This window comes from Mycobacterium sp. E802 (assembly GCF_001666875.1).
Classification (GTDB): Bacteria; Actinomycetota; Actinomycetes; order Mycobacteriales; family Mycobacteriaceae; genus Mycobacterium.
Genome location: NZ_LZJD01000132.1, coordinates 18,581 through 35,553, shown reverse-complemented (window position 1 = coordinate 35,553; position 16,973 = coordinate 18,581). Strand labels below are relative to the sequence as shown.

At 66.2% G+C, this 16,973-nt stretch carries 18 protein-coding genes; 1 reads left to right on the top strand and 17 read right to left on the bottom strand.

What is annotated here, in order from left to right:
• Positions 1-330 precede the first annotated feature (330 nt).
• A complete protein-coding gene (gene murA / locus A5699_RS19385) occupies positions 331-1,587 on the bottom strand; it encodes a UDP-N-acetylglucosamine 1-carboxyvinyltransferase (protein WP_067772428.1) in 1,257 nt (418 codons plus the stop codon).
• A gap of 97 nt (positions 1,588-1,684) precedes the next feature.
• Between murA and A5699_RS19380 the strand changes: the two genes are divergently transcribed.
• Positions 1,685-2,257, top strand: a complete 573-nt coding sequence (locus A5699_RS19380; RefSeq protein WP_067772426.1) for a cob(I)yrinic acid a,c-diamide adenosyltransferase — start codon at positions 1,685-1,687, stop codon at positions 2,255-2,257.
• On the opposite strand, the gene A5699_RS19375 is transcribed toward A5699_RS19380, so the two are convergent.
• From A5699_RS19375 to fadD1, 16 genes are all read right to left on the bottom strand, one after another.
• Positions 2,251-2,697: a DUF2550 domain-containing protein gene (locus A5699_RS19375; protein WP_067772422.1), complete on the bottom strand. Its 447-nt coding sequence runs from the start codon at positions 2,695-2,697 to the stop codon at positions 2,251-2,253. The genes A5699_RS19380 and A5699_RS19375 overlap by 7 nt on opposite strands.
• Positions 2,698-2,713: 16 nt before the next feature.
• Positions 2,714-3,079 (bottom strand): F0F1 ATP synthase subunit epsilon, encoded by a 366-nt coding sequence (locus A5699_RS19370; RefSeq protein ID WP_003885294.1) that lies wholly within the window; start codon positions 3,077-3,079, stop codon positions 2,714-2,716.
• Between the two features lie 39 nt (positions 3,080-3,118).
• Positions 3,119-4,546 carry a F0F1 ATP synthase subunit beta gene (gene atpD, locus A5699_RS19365; RefSeq protein WP_067772419.1) on the bottom strand — a complete coding sequence of 476 codons (1,428 nt, stop codon included), beginning with the start codon at positions 4,544-4,546 and terminating at the stop codon, positions 3,119-3,121.
• A gap of 40 nt (positions 4,547-4,586) precedes the next feature.
• Positions 4,587-5,510: a F0F1 ATP synthase subunit gamma gene (locus tag A5699_RS19360; RefSeq protein ID WP_067772416.1), complete on the bottom strand. Its 924-nt coding sequence runs from the start codon at positions 5,508-5,510 to the stop codon at positions 4,587-4,589.
• A gap of 7 nt (positions 5,511-5,517) precedes the next feature.
• Positions 5,518-7,167: a F0F1 ATP synthase subunit alpha gene (gene atpA, locus A5699_RS19355; RefSeq protein ID WP_067772412.1), complete on the bottom strand. Its 1,650-nt coding sequence runs from the start codon at positions 7,165-7,167 to the stop codon at positions 5,518-5,520.
• A 55-nt stretch (positions 7,168-7,222) separates the two neighbouring features.
• Positions 7,223-8,560: a F0F1 ATP synthase subunit B/delta gene (locus A5699_RS19350; RefSeq protein ID WP_067772409.1), complete on the bottom strand. Its 1,338-nt coding sequence runs from the start codon at positions 8,558-8,560 to the stop codon at positions 7,223-7,225.
• Positions 8,561-9,058: a F0F1 ATP synthase subunit B gene (locus A5699_RS19345; protein WP_067772402.1), complete on the bottom strand. Its 498-nt coding sequence runs from the start codon at positions 9,056-9,058 to the stop codon at positions 8,561-8,563. It lies immediately after the preceding gene.
• A gap of 9 nt (positions 9,059-9,067) precedes the next feature.
• Entirely contained in the window at positions 9,068-9,328 is a 261-nt protein-coding gene (locus A5699_RS19340; protein ID WP_003888102.1) for a F0F1 ATP synthase subunit C, read from the bottom strand.
• 88 nt (positions 9,329-9,416) lie between these two features.
• Positions 9,417-10,193, bottom strand: a complete 777-nt coding sequence (gene atpB, locus A5699_RS19335; RefSeq protein ID WP_067772400.1) for a F0F1 ATP synthase subunit A — start codon at positions 10,191-10,193, stop codon at positions 9,417-9,419.
• A 10-nt stretch (positions 10,194-10,203) separates the two neighbouring features.
• The gene (locus A5699_RS19330) at positions 10,204-10,650 is read right to left on the bottom strand and encodes an ATP synthase subunit I (RefSeq protein ID WP_067772397.1); all 447 of its coding nucleotides are present in this window, start codon (positions 10,648-10,650) and stop codon (positions 10,204-10,206) included.
• A 269-nt stretch (positions 10,651-10,919) separates the two neighbouring features.
• Entirely contained in the window at positions 10,920-12,143 is a 1,224-nt protein-coding gene (gene rfe, locus A5699_RS19325) for a UDP-N-acetylglucosamine--decaprenyl-phosphate N-acetylglucosaminephosphotransferase (protein WP_067772395.1), read from the bottom strand.
• A gap of 31 nt (positions 12,144-12,174) precedes the next feature.
• The gene (locus A5699_RS19320; protein ID WP_067772392.1) at positions 12,175-12,834 is read right to left on the bottom strand and encodes an L-threonylcarbamoyladenylate synthase; all 660 of its coding nucleotides are present in this window, start codon (positions 12,832-12,834) and stop codon (positions 12,175-12,177) included.
• 30 nt (positions 12,835-12,864) lie between these two features.
• Entirely contained in the window at positions 12,865-13,710 is an 846-nt protein-coding gene (prmC, locus tag A5699_RS19315) for a peptide chain release factor N(5)-glutamine methyltransferase (RefSeq protein WP_067772389.1), read from the bottom strand.
• A complete protein-coding gene (prfA, locus tag A5699_RS19310) occupies positions 13,707-14,804 on the bottom strand; it encodes a peptide chain release factor 1 (protein WP_067772385.1) in 1,098 nt (365 codons plus the stop codon). Before prfA ends, prmC begins: the two co-directional genes overlap by 4 nt.
• A gap of 83 nt (positions 14,805-14,887) precedes the next feature.
• Complete coding sequence (gene rpmE, locus A5699_RS19305) at positions 14,888-15,127, bottom strand: 50S ribosomal protein L31 (RefSeq protein ID WP_067772382.1); 240 nt, start codon at positions 15,125-15,127, stop codon at positions 14,888-14,890.
• Between the two features lie 124 nt (positions 15,128-15,251).
• Positions 15,252-16,841 (bottom strand): fatty-acid--CoA ligase FadD1, encoded by a 1,590-nt coding sequence (gene fadD1, locus A5699_RS19300; RefSeq protein WP_067772379.1) that lies wholly within the window; start codon positions 16,839-16,841, stop codon positions 15,252-15,254.
• Positions 16,842-16,973 lie beyond the last annotated feature (132 nt).

Here is a 16,973-nt window from a genome sequence, read left to right as displayed (position 1 = left end):
AAAATCCGATCACAAACAAAAGACACCAAAAACTGGCATCAAAAAAACAAGCCACACCCTAAACGGGAAAAAGAGCGTGGCCAAAACAACAAACAAAAACCACCAAACACACTATTGAGTTCTCAAACAACAGACCTGATTTTTGGTTGACCCCGATTTGGGGCAACCCCGCCAGCCTAATCTCGCTCCGGCTGCCTTGTCAAGTCGCTCTGGTCCGGCTTGTTTCATCCGCTCCGCGGCGACTTCAAAAGATTAGCCCCAGCGCCGTCTCGGCGTCAAATCGCCTGGTCACAGCCGTTTTGGGCTGCAGACCCGCGGTTGAACCGCCGCCTAAGCGCCGACTCGTTCGATCTCCGCGCCCAGACTCACGAGGTTTTCCACGAACAACGGGTAGCCCCGGTCGATGTGGAAGACGTCGTGAACTTCAGTCTCCCCGTCCGCGACCAAGCCCGCAAGGACCAATCCGGCGCCGGCCCGGATATCCGACGACCACACCGGGGCGCTCGACAGCTGCGGGATCCCCCGCACCACCGCATGGTGACCGTCCGTACGCGCGTCGGCCCCGAGCCGGATCATCTCCTCGACGAACCGGAACCTGGCTTCGAACACGTTCTCGGTGATCATCGAGGTGCCATCGGCGATCGCCGCCAGCCCGATCGCCATCGGTTGCAGATCGGTCGGAAAACCAGGGAACGGCAGCGTCGCCACGTTCACCGCTTTGGGACGCTCGTACTGGACGACCCGGAAGCCGTTGTCGTTCTGTGTCACCGTCGCGCCGGCGTCGTGCAGCTTGTGCAGCACCAACTGCAGATGTTGCGGGTCCACACCCGTCACCGAGATGTCGCCCCGGGTCATCGCCGCCGCGATCCCCCAGGTGGCCGCCACGATCCGGTCGCCGATCACCCGATGCTCGGTGGGATATAGCCGATCGACACCGGTGATGGTCAGGGTCGAGGTTCCCGCACCGCTGACCTTGGCGCCCATCTGGTTGAGCATGGCGCAGATGTCGACGATGTCGGGTTCGCGTGCGGCGTTGTGGATCGTCGTGACGCCCTCGGCGAGGACCGCCGCCATCAGGATGTTCTCGGTCGCCCCCACCGAGGGGAACTCGAGCTGGATCTCCGCGCCCCGCAGATGATCGGCCTCGGCCACCACGCAGCCGTGCTCGATGTTGCACGTCGCGCCCAACTGCCGCAGTCCGGCCTGGTGCATGTCCAGCGGCCGCGATCCGATCGCGTCACCGCCGGGCAGGGCAACCCTGGCCTTCTTGCAGCGACCCACCAGTGGGCCCAGCACACACACCGATGCGCGGAACTGGCGAACCGCGGCGAAATCGGCGTCGTATTTGGGCTCGTCCGGAGATGTGATCCGCACGGTGTCGCCGTCGAGCTCCACCGTGGCGCCCAACCCCCGCAACACCTCTGCCATCAGGGGCACGTCGAGGATGTCGGGACAGTTGGTGATCGTGCTCGTTCCCTCGGCCAGCAATGAGGCAGCCATCAGTTTCAGCACACTGTTCTTCGCGCCACCGACAGCAACTTCACCTGATAACCGGTTGCCGCCGGTCACCAAGAATCGCTCGCTCACGCCGGTTAGTGTAAACAGCCCGCCGTCGAGTTTCCGACTGCTCGCACAGATCCGGTGAGCCCAAGCCGGATGCCTTCAAGCCCGGTACGGTTCAGATATGGCAGTGCATCTCACGCGTATTTACACCCGCACCGGCGACGACGGCACGACCGGGCTCAGTGACTTCAGCCGGGTGTCGAAGAACGACTCGAGGTTGACGGCCTACGCCGACTGTGATGAAGCCAACGCCGCCATCGGCGTCGCGGTGGCCCTCGGCGAACCGAGCCAGCAAATTATGGCGGTATTGCGCCAGATTCAGAACGACCTGTTCGATGCCGGCGCCGACCTGTCCACGCCGGTGGTCGAAAACCCGGAGTACCCGCCGCTGCGGATCTCCCAGGCGTACATCGACCGGCTTGAGAAGTGGTGCGACGAGTTCAACGAAGCGCTGCCGGCGCTGAACTCGTTCATCTTGCCCGGCGGCACTGCACTGTCCGCGCTTTTGCATGTCGCCCGGACCGTGGCGCGGCGGGCCGAACGAGCAGCCTGGATTGCTGTGCAGGAACATGGCGACTCGGTGAGCGTCCTGCCGGCCAAGTACCTCAACCGGCTCTCGGATCTGTTGTTCATCTTGTCGCGGGTCGCGAACCCGGACGGCGACGTGCTCTGGCAGCCCGGTAAGGATCAGTAAGTCCGGCGGCGCGCCCGCGGTGACGGCCGCGATTCCAGCCACGAGGTGAACGCGGTCAGGGCACCGCGGTCCAGGGCGATCTCATAACCCTGCCGGCGTTCGGGACTCGTGTCGCGCAGTTCGAGGATCACGATCTGATCGGACATGATGTCGAACTCGTCGCCACGCGGGGCACGGCGCGAGACCACTTCCAGCCCGCGCCGGCTCAGTCGTCGGTCCGGCCACCACCGAAAGCTGGACAGCCGGTAGAAGCCGGCCTCGCCGCCGCGGTAGCGCATCACGCCGTGACGCCAGCCGTGGCCGCCCACCGCGGGAAAGTCGCGCAGGATGGCCGCCGTTCCGCCGACCTGCCGTAGCTTCCACAGCCGGTAGCTCAGCGCTCCGACCATCAGTAGCAAAACGCAGATGAGCGCGACCATGCCGATCATGGGCGCGCTCATCTGTCGTCTCTAGTCGTCAGTCGATCTGGCCGAGAGCACGCAGGCGTGCCCGACCCCATGCCGCTGTCTGCTCGTCGTCGGACTCGGCGTCACGCTTGGCCGAGTCGGCATCGATCTCGGATTCGAACTGAGCGTTCTCCACCAGAATCCGGACCGTCTCCTCCGTCACGGAGAGGAAACCGCCGTCGACGGCGATACGCAGATCGTCCTCGCCCTCACGCTCGACTCGAACCATCGCGTCGTCGACGAGCTGCGCCACCAACGGAATGTGGCGCGGCAGGATGCCGATCTCACCGGCGGTGGTCCGGGTGAAGACGAACGTAGCGGTGCCGGACCAGAGCTCACGCTCGACGGCAACGATCTCGACGTTCAAATCAGCCATGTCACACCACCTCTCGCAGTCGCACGTCTACCGAGTTCATCACAGCTTCGCGCCGAGGCTTTCGGCCTTCTTCGCCAGGTCGTCCAGACCACCGATGAGGAAGAACGCCTGCTCGGGCAGGTGATCGAACTCGCCCTTGGCCAGCTTGTCGAAGGCCTCGATGGTCTCCTTGAGCGGCACGGTCGAACCAGGCTGACCGGTGAACTGCTCGGCCGCCATCATGTTCTGGCTCAGGAAACGCTCGATCTTGCGGGCGCGGTACACCAGCACCTTGTCCTCTTCCGACAGCTCGTCGATACCGAGGATGGCGATGATGTCCTGAAGGTCCTTGTAGCGCTGCAGGATTCGGATGACTTCCTGGGCGACGCGGTAGTGCTCGTCGCCGACGATGCTCGGGTGCAGGATCGTCGAGGACGACGCCAGCGGGTCCACCGCCGGGAAGATGCCCTTGGAGAACACCGCACGCGAAAGCTCGGTGGTGGCGTCCAGGTGGGCGAACGTGGTGGCCGGCGCCGGGTCGGTGTAGTCGTCGGCGGGCACGTACACGGCCTGCATCGAGGTGATGGAGCGGCCACGCGTCGAGGTGATGCGCTCCTGCAGCTCACCCATCTCGTCGGCCAGCGTCGGCTGGTAACCCACGGCCGAAGGCATACGACCCAGCAGGGTCGACACCTCCGAACCGGCCTGGGTGAACCGGAAGATGTTGTCGATGAACAGCAGCACGTCCTGGTTCGCCTCGTCGCGGAACCACTCGGCCATGGTCAGCGCCGACAGGGCCACACGCATACGAGTGCCTGGCGGCTCGTCCATCTGGCCGAACACCAGCGCGGTGTCCTTGAGCACGTTGGCGTCGGCGAGCTCGACCCACAGGTCGTTGCCCTCGCGGGTGCGCTCACCCACGCCGGCGAACACCGAGGTACCACCGAAGTTACGGGCGATACGGTTGATCATCTCCTGGATCAGAACCGTCTTACCCACACCGGCGCCACCGAACAGGGCGATCTTGCCACCACGCACGTACGGGGTGAGCAGGTCGACGACCTTCAGACCGGTCTCCAGCATCTCGGTGCGGGGCTCCAGGTCGGCGAAGGCCGGCGGCTTGCGGTGAATCGACCAGTGCTCGAAGTCCTTGCCGTAGCCGGGCTCGTCCAGGCAGTCGCCGAGGGCGTTGAACACGTGGCCCTTGACGTCGTGGCCGACGGGCACCGAGATCGAGGCACCGGTGTCGCTGACGTCGGCGCCACGCACCAGGCCGTCGGTGGGCTGCATCGAGATGCAACGCACCAGGTTGTCGCCGAGGTGCTGGGCGACCTCAAGCGTCAGGGTCTTGGCCAGCGCGCCGTAGCTGATGTCGGCGTGCAGGGCGTTGAACAGTTCGGGCACCGAGCCGCGCGGGAACTCCACGTCCACCACCGGGCCGGTGATGCGGACTACGCGGCCCGCCGTCTTTTCTGCAGTAGCAGTCATTCTCTCTTCGCTTTCCTACGAGGCTTTCGTCTTTGTCCGGCTATCGCGCATCGGCCAGCGCGTTGGCGCCGCCCACGATCTCGCTGATTTCCTGAGTGATCTGTGCCTGACGTTCGCGGTTGGCCGCGAGCGTGAGGCCCTTGATCAGTTCGTCGGCGTTGTCGGTGGCCGACTTCATGGCGCGCCGGCGCGATGCCGACTCCGAGGCCGCGGCCTCCAGCAGCGCGGCGTACACCCGCGTCGCGATGTAGCGCGGCAACAGCGCGTCGAACAGGGTCTCGGCGCTCGGCTCGAACGAGTACAGCGTGTGCGGACCGGTCTCCACCTCGCCGACGTACTCGACGACCATCGGCGCGATACGTAGCGCATTGGCGGTCTGCGACAGCATGGACCGGAACTCGGTGGACACGATGTGCAGTTCGTCGACGCCCAAGATGCCGTCGGCGCCCGCGTCGTCGCCCTCGTCGTCAGCACCGGACATGAACGCCGTCACCAAGGTGTCGGCGATCGCCTTGGCGTCCTCGTAGGTGGGCCGCTCGGAGAAGCCGGTCCACGACTCGGTCACCGTCCGCTGCCGGAAGCTGTAGTAGCCCAGCGCTTTCCGGCCGACGACGTAGAGCACCGGGTTCTTGCCCTCTTCTCGCAGCAGCGAGAACAGTTCTTCGGCCCGGCGCAGCACGTTGGCGTTGTAACCGCCGCAGAGACCGCGGTCCGAGGACACCACCAGCACACCGGCCCGCTTGGGGTTCGCCCGCTCCACGAGCAGCGGGTGATCCAGCGCGCTCGCACCGGCGAGCTCGGTGAGCATGTTGGTGATTTCGGTGGCGTAGGGCCGAGCCGCGTCGACTCGGGCCTGTGCCTTGGCGATCCGCGACGTGGCGATCAGCTCCTGCGCCTTCGTGATCTTCTTGATCGACGAAGCCGAGCGGATACGCCCGCGTAGCTCGCGAAGTGTGGCTGCCATTGGTTACCTAGGCCTTCTTGGGAGCCGGCTTGCGGACCTTGACCGATTCCTTCTCAAGGTCCTCGGGGTCCAGGGCCTCGGCTTCGGCGTCCTTGGCGACAACGGAGCTGCCGTCGGAGGCCGCGAAGCCCTTCTTGAACTCGTTGATGACCGAGACCAGCTTCTCCTCGTTCTCTTCGGAGAGCTTCTTGGACTCCTTGATGCCCTTGAGGATGTCGCTGTGGCTGGCCTTCACGTGCTCCAGCAGCTCGTCGGTAAAGCGCGAGACGTCCTCGGCGGGAACCGAATCCAGGTGGCCCTGAGTGCCCAGGAAGATCGAGACAACCTGGTCCTCGACGGCCAGCGGGCTGTACTGCGCCTGCTTGAGCAGCTCGACCAGACGCACACCGCGGTCCAGCTGGGCCTTGGAGGCGGCGTCCAGGTCCGAGGCGAAGGCCGCGAAGGCTTCGAGCTCGCGGTACTGCGACAGATCCAGACGCAGCGAGCCTGCGACCTCTTTCATCGCCTTGATCTGAGCGGCGCCACCGACGCGGGACACCGACACACCGACGTTGACGGCCGGGCGGACACCCTGGTTGAACAGGTCGGACTCCAGGAAGCACTGACCGTCGGTGATCGAGATGACGTTGGTCGGGATGTAGGCCGAGATGTCGTTGGCCTTGGTCTCGATGATCGGCAGGCCGGTCATCGAGCCGCCGCCGAGCTCGTCGGACAGCTTCGCGCAACGCTCCAGCAGACGCGAGTGCAGGTAGAACACGTCACCCGGGTAGGCCTCGCGGCCCGGCGGGCGGCGCAGCAGCAGCGAGATGGCGCGGTAGGCCTCGGCCTGCTTGGTCAGGTCGTCGAAGACGATCAGGACGTGCTTGCCGTTGTACATCCAGTGCTGGCCGATGGCCGAACCGGTGTAGGGGGCCAGCCACTTGAAGCCGGCGGCGTCCGAGGCGGGGGCCGCGACGATGGTGGTGTACTCCATGGCGCCGCCCTCTTCCAGCGCACGCTTCACGCTGGCGATGGTGGAACCCTTCTGGCCGACGGCGACGTACACGCAGCGCACCTGCTGCTTCGGGTCGCCGGTCTCCCAGGCCTCACGCTGGTTGAGGATGGTGTCGACGCAGACGGCGGTCTTACCGGTCTTGCGGTCACCGATGATCAGCTGACGCTGGCCGCGGCCGATCGGGGTCATGGCGTCGATGGCCTTGATACCGGTCTGCAGCGGCTCGGAGACGCTCTGGCGCTGCACCACCGAGGGGGCCTGCAGCTCAAGGGCACGACGCTCTTCGGCCTCGATGTCGCCCTGGCCGTCGATCGGCTGACCGAGCGGGTTGACGACGCGGCCGAGGAACGCGTCACCGACCGGCACCGAGAGCACCTCGCCGGTGCGCTTGACCTGCTGGCCCTCTTCGATCTTCTCGAACTCACCCAGAATCACGGCGCCGACGCTGTGCTCGTCGAGGTTCAGCGCCACGCCCAGCACACCGCCCGGGAACTCGAGGAGCTCCTGGGTCATGACCGAGGGCAGGCCCTCGACGTGAGCGATGCCGTCACCGGCGTCGACGACGGTGCCGATCTCTTCGCGCTCGGTGTCGGCGGAAAACGAGGATACGTAATCCTCGATGGCACCTTCGATATCAGCAGCCGAGATTGTCAACTCTGCCATGGTTTTTCGTCTTCCTACCTAGATCTTTGGGGTGGTCCTGGGGTATCGGGGGTTATCAGTCCGGGAGCTGGGTCGCGGCGGCGGCCAGTCGGGACGAGATGGAGCCGTCGATCACCTCGTCACCGACGGTGATCGACAGACCACCGAGCAGTTCCGGGTCGACATGCAGCTGGACCGACACCGGGTGGCCGTAGATGCGGGTCAGCACCTGCGACAACCGGGTCCGCTGGGCATCGTTGAGGTCGGCCGCGGCGGTCACGTGGGCGACCACCTCTCCGCGGCGGGCCACTGCGAGCTCGGCGAGGTCGATGACGGCTTCGTCGGCGCGCTCACCGCGCAGCAGTCCCACCGTCTGGGCCAGCAGCGCCGCTGCCGTCCCGTTCACGCCGGCGCTGCCGCTGATCACCTTGTCCAGCAAAGCGATACGGCCGTCGGCCGGGTTCGTGTAGTCACTCAGCAGAGCCGAGAGTTTGGGTTCGGCGTCGAGCAGGCGGCCGAACCGGAACAGCTGGTCCTCCACCTCGTCGACCTCACCGGCGGTCTCGGCGCGCTTGAGCAGCGCCAGACGTGCGGTGTGTTCGATGGCGTCGACCAGGTTCGACTCGACAGACCAGCGCTGCGAGACGGCCGTCCGCAGCAGGTCCAGTGCGGTGTTGCCGACCTTGCCGGACAGCACGCGCTCGAGCAGCCGCACCTTGCCGGCGGCGTCGTCGGTCGGCTCGGCCAGATGCTTGGCCAGCGCCGTTTCCGCGAGCAGCACCTTGGCCACCGACGACAGCTCGTCGGCGAGCTTGGTCAGCGCATCGGCATCCAGACCGCCGGCCACCGAATCGAACTTGTCGACGACGATCGCCAGCGACTCACGGCTGGCCGCGCGAAGCGTGGCCGTCGCGGCGGTGTCGATGACGAAGGGCGACGGCGCCATCTGGTCGAGCTCGTCCAGGAACCGGTCGACGGTGGCCGCCTGCGCGGCCGGGTCGGCGACGTGCGCCCGAACCAGAGCGTCGGCCTTGGCCACCGACTCCGATCCCAGACCGGTCCGCAGCTGGCGGATGAGCTGCTGGCGCATCAGCTGAATCTGCTGTGTGCCCTGCGCCTTGATCCGCTCGGCCTCGGTGCCGGCCTGCTCGGCCAGCTGAGCGGCGATCCGCTCAGAGTCCTGCGAGGCTTCATCCGTCACCTTGGCTGATTCGGCCTTGGCGTCGGCCAGTGCCTTGGCATGCATCTCATCGGCATCGGCGAGCTTCTTCGCCGCGTCGGCGCTCTCGGCGAGCGCGACCCGCACGGCTTCCTGTTGCTTCTGCATCAGGCTCCGCACCGGCGGCACCACCCACTTGATGATGATGAATGCGATGGCGGCAAAGCCGATCAGCTGCCCGATAAATATCGACATCTACTGCGTCCCACCTGATTTCACGTCGACGCCCAAAATTCGGCTGGCCAGGGTCTGCGAGAGCCCGTCGACGGACGACTCCAGCCCGGACCGCACCTCGGCACTCTGGGCAGCGAGCTGCTCGTCGGCCCGGCGCACATTCTCGGCCACTTCGGAGTTGGCCTCGGCACGCTTGGCGTCGACCACCTCGCGACCGGCGGCCCGCGCCTGGTCACGGATTGCCGATGCCTCGGTACGCGCCCCGGCCATCGCCTCGTCGTAGTCGGCCTGCGCCGCGGCCACCTGCTCGGCTGACTTCCGATTGTCGGCGGCGGTCTTGGCCAGCATCGCTTCCCGCTCTGCCAGCACCTTGCCCACCGGAGGCACAACCCATTTCGCGATCACGCCGAGCACGATCAGGAAGATGATCAGCACGGCGAAGAAGGTGCCGTTGGGGACCAGGAAGTTGCTCTGGCCCCCACCGCCTTCCTCCGCGGCGAGGAGTGTCAATTCACCCATGCTGATGGACTACTGCAGGCCCGGGGTGGCGAAGACGAACAGCGCCATGAAGGCCAGGTTAATGAAGTACGCGGCCTCCACCAGACCGACGGTGATGAAGAACGGGGTGAACAGGCGGCCCTGGGCCTCGGGCTGCCGGGCGATGCCGGAGATCAGCGCGTTACCCGCGATACCGTCACCGATACCGGCGCCGATGGCGCCGCCGCCCATGATCAGACCGCCACCGATCAGCGCGCCGGCGGTGATGAGGGCGTTGGGGTCGAGTTCCATTCCTTTTATCCTCCTTGATAACTGGTGGCTGTGCCGCCAGAGGTTCGTGTCGTGCAGTTACAGATGTCAGATATTCGGATCAGTGCGCTTAATGGTCTTCGTGGTCCAACTCCATCGACTGGCTGAAGTACAGGATCGTCAGCAGCGAGAAGATGAAGGCCTGGATCAGGCCGACGAACAGGTCGAAGGTCTTCCAGATCGCATTGGGTGCCCACTGGATGTACCAGGGGAACATCGCGATCAGCGCGACCAGGATGCCACCGGCGAAGATGTTGCCGAAAAGACGGAGGGCCAGCGAGATCGGCTTGGCGAGTTCCTCGACGATGTTGATCGGCGCCAGCAGGGCGACGTGCCCCTTGACCACCTTGACCGGGTGGCCGATGATGCCGCGCCGCCAGATGCCGGCCGCGTGGTAGCAGACGAACACGAACAGGGCGAGCGCCAATACGAAGTTGATGTCGGAGGCCGGCGGCTTGTACCACTCGGCCGCGGCGCCGTCCGGTCCGCCGTATTGCAGCGGCAGCACCGCCAGCCAGTTGGAGATCAGGATGAAGACGAAGATCGTCACCGCCAGCGGCAGCACGAACGGCGCCACCTTCATGCCGATCGCGCTCTCGATCTGCCCGCGCATCTGGATGGTGAGGGCCTCCCAGAACAGCTGCACACCGCCGGGCACGCCGGTCGAGGTGACCTTGGCCCGCAGCACGAACGCCAGGGCGATCACGATCACCGCGGTGATCGCGGTGGCCAGGATGGTGTCGCCGTTGAACGTCATCCCGAACAGCTCGAACACCATGGTGTGGTGGCCGACGTGGATGGCGGCGCCACCCTCTTCGGCGGCGAGCACGGTCGTCGTCTGAGTCATTTAGGTCAGCTCAACCCTTCGATTCCGTATCCAAGACATCCAGGCCGTTCGCGCGGATCTTGCGCAGCACGGGAACGCTGGTGCTCATCACCAGCAGTGCCTGGAAAATCGCCAGCCCGAACAGCACCGCGATGCCGCCGGAGGTTTTGAAGACAAACGCGATGCCGAGGGCGATCGCGGTGATGATAAGCAGACGGGTCGCCGAATTGACGGCCATCTTCTTCTTGAGCGGATGGTCCTCGGCCGTGATCGACTCGACCGCCCGACGCACCAGCAGGGCGTTGATCAAGCCGAGACCGAGACCGACGCCGAAGAAGGCCCCGAAGAAGATGTGCCCGGTGAAGCCGGCGGCCAACATGGCCAGCGCAGTGAGTGCGACGCAAACGATGAGCAGGCGTAGCGGCCGAAACGCCACTGACGGAAACACCAACGGCGCGTTCTGCGCTGGTGTTGTCACCGCTTCACCCCAATCCCGCTGTCACGGAAAGCCATCCCCTCGGACATGCCATGGACGGCCACCACCGTCTGGCAAAATCCTGTGTGTGCCCGCCGAGAATATCGGAGGGCAACGGGCGGGCTGGACTCACCCACGGGGTAGCTCCCTTTGTCGGTCGTTGATCGGCACCTGACGGTTCGTCGAACCGATGGGCCGGGCCGGCAACCCGCGAGGTTTTTCGGGTTCTGCCAGAAGGGTAACACATGGTAGACACCCCTAAACCGGGCCTACTACTTTTTGTCGTACTCGGCTTCGTGCTGGTCATCGGACCCTTCGCCACCGCGTTGTAACAGCGGTATCAGAGTCACCACGATCGCGACCAGAATGGCCGCCGCGACCACCGCTCCGGTGTAGCGGGGATCGAAGAAAATCGTCGCCGCCGCGCCGAAGGCGATGATGCCGACCCACAGATAGATCAGCAGGACCGCGCGCCGGTGCGAATGACCGATCTGCAACAACCGATGGTGCAGATGCATCTTGTCGGGGCTGAGCGGGCTGCGGCCCGCCCGGGTGCGCCGCACGATCGCCAGCAACGTGTCCAGCGCGGGCACCAGCATCACGGCGATCACCAACAAGAACGGCGAGAGCAGTGCGAACACGTCGCGCGCACCGTAGGCATTCTGGGAAATAGGGCCGGCAGCCGTCGTCGACGCCGCGCCCAGCATCAGGCCGATCAGCATCGAGCCCGAATCGCCCATGAAGATCTTGGCCCGGTGGAAGTTGTGCGGCAGGAAGCCCAGGCACGCCCCGGCCAGCACCACCGAGATCACCGCCGGCGGATAGAACAGCACGTCACCGCCGTGATCGCGCAACAGCCCGACCGAGAACACACAGATCGCCAGCGCGGTGATGAGCCCGAGGCCGGCGGCCAGGCCGTCCAGACCGTCGACGAAGTTCATCGCGTTGACGATCGACACCGTGAGCGCGAGCGTCAGCAGGATCGAGGAGACCTGGTCGAGCACGATGGTGCCCACTCCCCCGATCGGGATGTAGAGCACGCTCCAGGCCACCCCCATGGTGACCAGCACGCTGGCCGCGGTGATCTGCCCGGCGAACTTCGTCAGGGCGTCCAGGCCCCAGCGGTCGTCGATCAGGCCGATGGCCATGATCAATCCGCCGGCCACCACCACCGCGGGCATACCGGTGGAATAGACGAAACCCCGGGTGAGCGCCGGGAGTTGAGAAGCCAGCAGGACGGCGGCGGCCACCCCGATGTACATCGCCAGCCCACCCATCCGCGGAATGGGATGCACGTGCACATCACGTTCGCGGGGGTAGGCGACCGCACCGAGACGGATGGCCAACACGCGGACCCAGCCGGTGGCGAAGTAGGTGATTATGGCCGCGGTCAGCCCGACGAGCGCCAGCTCCCGCAAGGGCACACCGGCGCCGCGGTCCGACAGCGCCAGAAGGCCGGTGTTGACCGCGGGAATCACTGCGTCGCCGGCCGTCATCACCGATGCACCGTACTGCAGCAAGCTGAGTTCACTCCGTAGGCGTTGTCAGGCTGGCGGCTTCCACGCCAACGACCCTGGCGATGTCGGCCGCACTGATCGGCCCCTCCCGCAGGATGCGCGGGTGGGCGCCGGTGAGGTCGACGATCGTGGATGCGGCCTGTTGTTCGGCAGGGCCGCCGTCGAGGTAGACCTCGACCTTGTCGCCGAGTTGTTCGTGGGCCTGCGCCGCGGTGACCGCGGCGGGCTGGCCTGAGACGTTGGCGCTGGACTGCGCCATAGGACCGACCTCGCGCAGCAGCTCGATGGCCACCGGGTGCAGCGGCATCCGGAGCATAACGCTGCCGTTGGCATCCCCGAGATCCCACTGCAGCGACGGCGCCTGCGTGACCACGAGGCTCAGTGCGCCCGGCCAGAACGCGCGGATCAATTCGCGGGCGGCCGGCGGCACCGAGTACACGAGCCCGTCGATGGTGCTCCACGAGCCGACGAACACGCCGACGGGCATGTTGCGGCCACGCCCCTTGGCGGCGAGCAGACTGCCGACCGCGTCACGATCGAAGGCGTCGGCCCCGATTCCGTAGACCGTGTCGGTGGGCATCACGACCAGCCGCCCGCCTTTGACCGCGCTGGCCGCCGAGGCGATGCCGGTCGCACGCTGATCGACATCGGTGCAATCGAAGATGGTCATGTCGGCTCCCCGGTCGGTGCGCGCATCAACTCAGCTTCTCCCAATCCGGGTCGCGGTGACAAAGCGGGGTCGTCCGGCCAGGTCCCGGCGCGCGGTCACGGCGGTGAAATGCCCGTCGTCGACGAAGGCATCGACGGTCAGCTGCGAGGTGGTGTCGTCGTGTTCGACGGCGCACGCCGCGCCGGCACGCAGCCACCGGGCTCCCAGCGCGACGATCGGCCGGATCACCGACATCCCGTCCGGCCCGCCGAACAGCGCACGGGCCGGATCGTGGTCGGCCACCTCCGGTTCCAGCACGGCACCTTCGGGGACGTACGGCGGGTTGGACACCAGCAGGTCCACCCGGTCGTCGAGTTCGGGCGCCAGACCGGGCGTGGTGACGTCGGCGGCGATCACCTCGACGCGCGTACCGGCGGCATTGCGCCGGGCGAACTCCAGCGCGGCGGGTGAGTCCTCGACGGCCAGCACCCGGGCCTCCGGGTGAGCCGCAGCCAGCGCCAATGCCAGCGCACCCGATCCCGTACACAGATCGACAATCACCGGGCTGGGCGGAAGTCGTTGCGCCAGAGCCCATTCCAGCAATGATTCGGTTTCCGGGCGTGGGATGAACACCCCCGGCCCGACTTCGAGGGTCAGCGGACCGAAGGCCGCGGTACCGAGAAGATGCTGCAGCGGTATCCGGCGGGAGCGGGCGGCAATCAAGTCGTCGTAGTCGGACTGGAACTGTTCACCGGGATCGTCGAGCAGGAGCAACCGAGCGCGGTCGACGCCCGCGACGTGCGCGGCCAGCAGTTCGGCGTCGATCCGCGGGGACGCGACGCCGGCGGCCGCCAACCGTGCCGTTGCGGCGGCGATCGCCTGCCGCAATCGGGTCATGACCTCGTCGGGCCGGCTGATGTCTCCTGCTGAAGCCGGGCCTGCTTGTCGGCGGCACCCAACGCATCCAGTAGCGCGTCGAGTTCTCCGTCGAGCACCTGATCGAGGTTGTGCGCCTTGAAGTTGATCCGGTGATCGGCGATCCGGTTCTCCGGGAAGTTGTAGGTCCGGATGCGCTCGCTGCGGTCCACGGTGCGGATTTGGCTGGCCCGGTCGGCCGAGGCGTCGGCCTGGGCCTGCTCTTCGGCCAGTGCCTGCAGCCGGGCGGCCAGCACCTGCATGGCGCGGGCCTTGTTCTGTAACTGCGAACGCTCGTTCTGACAGGTGACGACGATGCCGGTGGGCAGGTGGGTGATACGCACCGCCGAGTCGGTGGTGTTCACGCCCTGACCGCCCTTGCCCGAGGACCGGTAGACGTCGATGCGCAGATCCGATTCGTCGATCTGGACCTGTTCGACCTCGTCGGGCTCCGGGTAGACCAGCACGCCCGCGGCCGAGGTGTGCACCCGGCCCTGCGATTCGGTGACCGGTACTCGCTGCACGCGGTGCACGCCGCCTTCGAACTTGAGCCGCGACCAGACTCCGTCGGCCGAATCGCCCTTGCTGGTGATCGACAACGTGGCGTCCTTGTAGCCGCCGAGGTCGGAGAACGTCTCGTCGAGCACCGTCACCGACCAGCCGTGCCGTTCGGCGTACCGGATGTACATGCGGGCCAGGTCGGCGGCGAACAGCGCCGATTCTTCGCCGCCTTCCCCGGACTTGACCTCCATCACGATGTCGTCGGCATCATGCGGATCACGGGGCGCGAGCTGGTCGGTCAGTTGCGCATCGAGTTCGGCGACCTTGGCCGTCAGCTCGTCCACCTCGGCGGCGAAACTGGCGTCGTCGGCGGCGAGCTCACGGGCTGCCTCCAGGTCACCGCGTGCGGCCTCCAACTTGCGGTAGGTGCCCACGACCGGTGACACCTGGGCGAATCGTCGGCCCACCTTGCGCGCGGCTGCGGCGTCGGCGTGCAGATTCGGGTCGGCGAGTTGGCGCTCGAGGTCGGTGTGCTCGGCCAGCAACGCCTCGATCGCGGGCGCGGTGTCAGTCACGTCAACCTCCTCGACTTGGATGCGGAAACGAGAACAGCGCCCAGATCTGCGCGAATGCGACAGATCGGGCGCTGTTGACGTAGCTACTTGTCGGCGGCAGCCTTGTCGCCGGCCGGCTTGCGCTTGCCGTAGCGCTTCTCGAAGCGCGCCACGCGGCCGCCGCTGTCGAGGATCTTCTGCTTGCCGGTGTAGAACGGGTGGCACTGCGAGCAGACCTCGACCACGATCTGGCCGCTCTGCTTGGTGCTGCGGGTCTGGAAGGTGTTGCCGCAACCACAGTGCACCGTGGTCTCGACATACTCAGGATGAATGCCTGTTTTCATGGGTTCCTCTTCAATCGTTGGCCCGGGTCGCCCGAAATTCCGATGGACGTGAACCGGGACCGAGGGTCGGCGGTCCATTATGCCAGGTCAACCGCCAGCAGCCTAAACGCGTGATGAGCGGCAACTATTCCCCCGTCGTGCCCGCGGGGCCGACGGTGTATTCGCGCCCGGTGCGATGCCACAGCAAGCGACCCTGGCCAGCGGTGCCCGCCGCGATCAACTCGCGTTTGAGGACTTTGTTGGTCGCTGTCGTCGGTAGTTGGTCAGCGATCCAGACGTGACGCGGCCACGCCTTGGGCGACAGGTCGGATTGGGTGGCCAGGAACTCGGCGAACTCGACCGGGTCCAGCGCCGCGTCGTCCTGCAGCACGATCGCGGCCATCACCTGGTCACCGACGTATTCGTCGGGGACCGGGTAGACCGCGACGTGGTTGACGGCCGGATGGCGGCCGAGGATCCGTTCGATGGGTGCCGAGGTCATGTTCTCGCCGTCGACGCGCATCCAGTCCGCGGTCCGCCCGGCCAGGTAGATCCAACCGTCGGCGTCGCGGTAGGCCAGGTCACCGGACCAGTACATGCCGTGACGCAGCCGATCCTGGGTGGCGGAGTCGTCGTTGTAGTAACCCTGGAACAACCCGGCGCCGGTGGTGTTGACCAGTTCGCCGATTGCCTTGTCCCCGTTGACCAGAACACCGTCGGCGTCGAATTCGGCAACCGCGCACTCGGTCACGGTCTGCGGGTCGTAGATCGCCACGCCCGGGAAGCCCTTGCCCACCGAGCCCTGCGGGCAGCCTTCCTCCCGGGTGACGATCACCGCGCCCTCGGTGGAACCGAAACCGTCCCACACCTTGGCGCCGAACCGGCGACCGAACTCGGCGATGTCCCGATCGCTGGCCTCGTTGCCGAAGGCCACCCGCAACGGGTTGTCGATGTCATCGGGTTGTTCCGGCGTGGCCAGCACGTAGGCCAGTGGCTTGCCGACGTAGTTCATGTAGGTGGCGCCATAGCGGCGCAGATCGGGCAGGAAACCCGAGGACGAGAACGTGGCGGGGGCCATCGCCGCGCCAGAGCCTACCGCGACGCTCCAACCGGCCAGCAGGGCGTTGGAGTGGAACAGCGGCATCGACAGGTAGCAGACATCCTCGTCGGTGATGCCGAACCGTTCCACCAGGGCCAACCCGGCGAACAGCACCGTCATGTGGGCCACCTGGACGGCCTTGGGGTCACCGCTGGTGCCGGAGGTGAAGATCATCATGAACGTGTCGGTCGGACCGACTTCGCGCAGTGGCGTGAGTTCCCCGGCATCGGCGCACATCTGCGCCCATTCGTCGCCGCCGGTGTCCAGGACCCGCACACCTGGCAGGTCCAGCCCGGCCAGCAGCTCGCGGTGAGCAGCGTCGGTGAGCAGGATCTGGCAGTCCGCGCGCAGGATGTCCCTGGCCAGCGCGGCGCCGCGACGGGTGTTGTTGATGCCGCACAACACGTAACCGCCGAGGGCGGCGGCGGCCATCGCCGTGAGCATGTCCGGCGTGTTGCCCAGCAATGTGCCGATGTGTGCCGGACGGTCCGGATCCGCGAGTTTCAGCAGCGCGGACGCCTGCCGATTGGCGATAGCCAGGTGTTCGCGCCAGGTCCAGCTGTGGTCGCCGTACTTGACGGCGACGGTGTCGCTTCCTTCATGTTCGCGGAGCAACTGCTGCAGCGTTTCGGCCATCGGAGGGTCCCCACGTTGAGTGAACAGATCGACAAAACTGTCTACCATGGTGTGGCGCGACAGGGAACATCCTTGGCACAATCATCTCCCAGCCCACCAGAGCATCAGGAGATCTCAGAGTTGACCAGCACT